Genomic DNA, 1,918 nt, shown 5'->3' on the forward strand with positions numbered 1-1,918 from the left:
GCCCTGTTAAGGTGTGAGCAACGCAATACCAAAGCCGCCGCATGTCACCTTAAACACTAAAACCAACGCATAGTAAAAATGCCACGCGTTGCGAATCACTCTTAAACAGTTTGTTATAAAGCTTTGTTGAGTTTATCGATTATCTTTTGTGGGTACTCAAGCGTAGCTTTATCTACCCCAAGGAATTCTAAACTGTCTCGAATAGAAAGAGCTGCCAAGTTTATTGCCTGTTCGAAAAATTGAAGTAACTTTTCATCATCGTAGGCTGAGCCTAATAAAACTTGGGAATCTTTCGAGTTACTCTCGATTAAAGCACCTACATTGCCGTGTGCGTACATTGACAAAATCGAATAGTAGCCATTATACAATTCAACTAAATCAGCTTTTTTGAAGCGATCCCACACGGAGAGCTTTTTACCTAACTTTTTGTATTCTTCCGCTTTATCACTTTCAATATGTTTTTGAAGCTCGTAAAGCCGTTGGTATTGAGCTTTTGTCATAGCCTCCGGATGACTTTTGTCTTTAATGCAACATTGGAGATCAGCGAAAGTTTCTAATGCAGAGCGTAAAACTATAGGGACTGATGAAATTCGATGATTATTTAAAAGAACTACAGCATCTAAGCATAGTTCCGTAACCCTAATTGCTAATGCAATGATGTACTTTTCCTGTAGATTGTCGTGAACTAATGATGCGAATTTCTCATCTCGAAATTGCAATAGTCCAACCCAATCATCTACTTTATTTGAACTCATTATCTACCTTGCTTTATAACGCTTGTTATGCGGCTTTTAGCCTTAATTTATCCGCACATTGTGCCGTTTCATGGTGATCATCTCAATAGATAAACTTCATAGTTTCAATAATATAAATTAATTGCATAGATGTTTGGTTGCTTATTCGAGCCTAATCACGATTTCACCGAACCGTTGAGGTATGGTGGAATTTACCCCCGTAATACAGATACGGGGGTTTTGACCTCCCGCCGCACGTCGCGCAATCGTCCTAGCCCGTCCTCACTTGCTCCGCGCTCTGGTCGGCAGTCAAACCAAATCAATATAAATAGGGGAAAGCCTTGCTCGGCACTCGCAAAGCTTTGGCGTTGATAGTTCAGGTGTGTTCCAGTGGGTTTGCGCGCCTCTGTTGTGGTGAGGCTCTGCAAGGCAGGCTTAGCAGGAAAGTAGGGCGGCGGCTCCCAAGTAGGATTGGATTGCTAACCGCGCCGATTTGATTGTTACGCTATCTTGAATTTTGTGAGCGGCTTGGTGCCTCGTCGTCGCTTCGCAACTCCTTATATCTCGGTGACTCCCTTCGGTCGGGGCGATGCCCACTTATTCTGACAGTTCTCGTAGGCTATCCAGCGCATTCACATAGTCACTTATCGCTTCAGTGTGCTGATAGAGCTCATCTCTAAGCTGTTTGTTCTTCTTACATTCTGCTAGGTATAGCTCTTTGTACTTAAGCGCATCATAGCCACCTTTGAGCAACGCTTTACTCATTGTTGACGTGCGAGTTTGCTCTTTGAGTTGTGAGAGCATTTCCGAATGTTCTTGTGTATCTCTAATGGTAATTGCCATCATTTTTCCTTGCTGCAGCTGGTTCCCTGGTTCGGTTACGATTGCAAAATGTCATGATTAATCCTGGTACCGGTTCGTATTTTGATAGCAAATGAACCTACCCGTATATGGCCTTGCTCATTGCTATCTCAAACCTCAGCGCAAATAGCCTGCGTTCTTGGTACTGTGTGATTGTGGGCGGGCCAACGAGAGCGAACGCCCCAAACGGTGAGTTGTAGACCGCACGCTTAAATCCTTCTGGTGATATGTTCATTGTCCTTTTTCCTTATTCAGATAATCAGACAGCATTCGAACACCGCTGCGAAAGAGATCGTAAACAATGATAGTGATGATCGCGTTCA

Annotated in this window: 2 protein-coding genes; both read right to left on the reverse strand. The window is 43.4% G+C overall.

Annotation, left to right across the window (positions count from 1 at the left end):
* Positions 1-113: 113 nt before the first annotated feature.
* Positions 114-755 (reverse strand): DUF5677 domain-containing protein, encoded by a 642-nt coding sequence (locus KIO97_RS26635; protein WP_050905156.1) that lies wholly within the window; start codon positions 753-755, stop codon positions 114-116.
* A gap of 576 nt (positions 756-1,331) precedes the next feature.
* Positions 1,332-1,577, reverse strand: a complete 246-nt coding sequence (locus KIO97_RS26640) for a hypothetical protein (protein ID WP_285384417.1) — start codon at positions 1,575-1,577, stop codon at positions 1,332-1,334.
* Between the last annotated feature and the right edge of the window lie 341 nt (positions 1,578-1,918).

It is taken from the genome of Vibrio sp. B181a (assembly GCF_030248375.1).
GTDB lineage: Bacteria > Pseudomonadota > Gammaproteobacteria > Enterobacterales > Vibrionaceae > Vibrio > Vibrio campbellii.